This window comes from Rhodococcus sp. O3 (assembly GCF_048897285.1).
In the GTDB taxonomy this organism is placed as follows: Bacteria; Actinomycetota; Actinomycetes; order Mycobacteriales; family Mycobacteriaceae; genus Rhodococcus.
On sequence record NZ_JBMBTE010000300.1, the window covers coordinates 1 to 1524 of the forward strand.

General features: G+C 66.7%; 2 protein-coding genes. Both read right to left on the minus strand.

Features of this window, described 5'->3' with window-relative positions; all coding sequences use genetic code 11:
- Window positions 1-9: 9 nt before the first annotated feature.
- The gene (locus ACN675_RS29095) at window positions 10-1053 is read right to left on the minus strand and encodes a transposase (RefSeq protein WP_420754106.1); all 1044 of its coding nucleotides are present in this window, start codon (window positions 1051-1053) and stop codon (window positions 10-12) included.
- Window positions 1026-1490 (minus strand): transposase, encoded by a 465-nt coding sequence (locus ACN675_RS29100; RefSeq protein WP_420754107.1) that lies wholly within the window; start codon window positions 1488-1490, stop codon window positions 1026-1028. Before ACN675_RS29100 ends, ACN675_RS29095 begins: the two co-directional genes overlap by 28 nt.
- Between the last annotated feature and the right edge of the window lie 34 nt (window positions 1491-1524).

Genomic DNA, 1524 nt, shown 5'->3' on the forward strand with positions numbered 1-1524 from the left:
CGGTAGTTGTCAACCTGCCTGAGACAGGTCCTGCTTGATGTTGATGCCTGTCGACTGGGGTGTCGGCGGCGCCAACGGCCGGCGGCGGAACCGTTCGGGGTGCTCGACCCAGATCCGGTCGAGACGCTCCTGCCGGAGTCGGTGTTCCTCGGTGTCGATGCCGAGGAACACCGCCCCAGGGGTGTGCCGGCCCAGTGCGCTGTGTCGATGTTCGAGCGCGTAGCCGGTCAGGAACCTTTCGGTCCACTGCCGTGCATGCTCGATGCTGTCGAACCGCACCGGGCAGGACAGGTCGTACTTGATGGTCTTGAACAGCGACTCGGAGAACGGATTGTCGTCGCTGACCCGGGGCCGGGAATACGACCGGCACGCGCCCGCCGCGTCGAGGGCGTCGATCAGGGCGTGCGAACGCATCGCCGGACCGTTGTCGGCGTGCACCACCGCCGGCACCCCGAAGGCCTCGAACGCCTCGGTGAACATCTGCACCGCCAGCTCCGGAACCTCGGCGTATTCGATGCGCCAGGCCACCGGGAACCGCGAGTACACGTCGATCACCAGATACAGCAGGTACCTGTCCTGGGTGCGGGGACCGTGCAGCGTGGTGATGTCCCACGACCACAGCCGACCGACACCCTCGGCGCCGGCGACCGGTGCCCGCCGGGCCGCGGTCGCGGTCCGCCGGGTACGGCGCCGGTCCCCGGTCAGGTGCTGTGCGCGGGCCACCCGGTAGAACGTCGATTCCGAGCAGTCCACGAGCCCGGCGTCGAATGCACGCCAATACACTTGCACCACAGACAAGTCGGCATTCTCCCCGGCGAGGATCAGGTCGATGATCCGGGTTCGTTCGGCCTCGGACAGGGCGGCAGGCTGGTGGCGGTCGGTGTGTGCGATGGGATCGGCGACCGGGGTGTAGTGCCGATAGCCGTGGGCCCGGCGGTAGTAGCTCGAGCGTGGTACCCCCAGCAGGTCGCAGGCGGTGGTGATCGGCATGGCCGTGTCGCGGTGCAGTGCGCCGATGGTGTCGATCAGGACAGTTTCTCGCGCTCGAGCCACTGCGCGTACTCGCTCGCGCTCATCAACGCTGGCGGGATCGCACACGGTTCGGTGCTCGAGCGCTTGGTGATCCCCTGCAAGAGCTCGAATGCTTTTCCCAGGATTTCCTGGGCGGTCTCGGCCTGCTCGACCTTGGCCTTGAGGTGTTCGTTTTCGCGGCGGAGGCGAGCGAGCTCGGCCCGATCCCGACTGTCCATGCGGCTCCTCGATTTCTCCGCGGTGGCGACCATCGCCTGGGTGTATTGTCCCTTCTCCCGTGCGCGGAGCCAGGCGGTGATGTGGTTCTTGCTGAGATTGAGTTCGCGCAGCAATCGTGTCTTGGCGCCGTGCTCGGTGCATTCGTCCCATCGGCGCAGGACTTCGATTCGGAACGCGATCGGGAACGAGCGCTTACCCGCCGGACCACGTCCGATCTGGTAGCTGTCGATGTCGGTCACTGGGGGACTCCGTTTCCCCGTGCCGGCTGTCAGG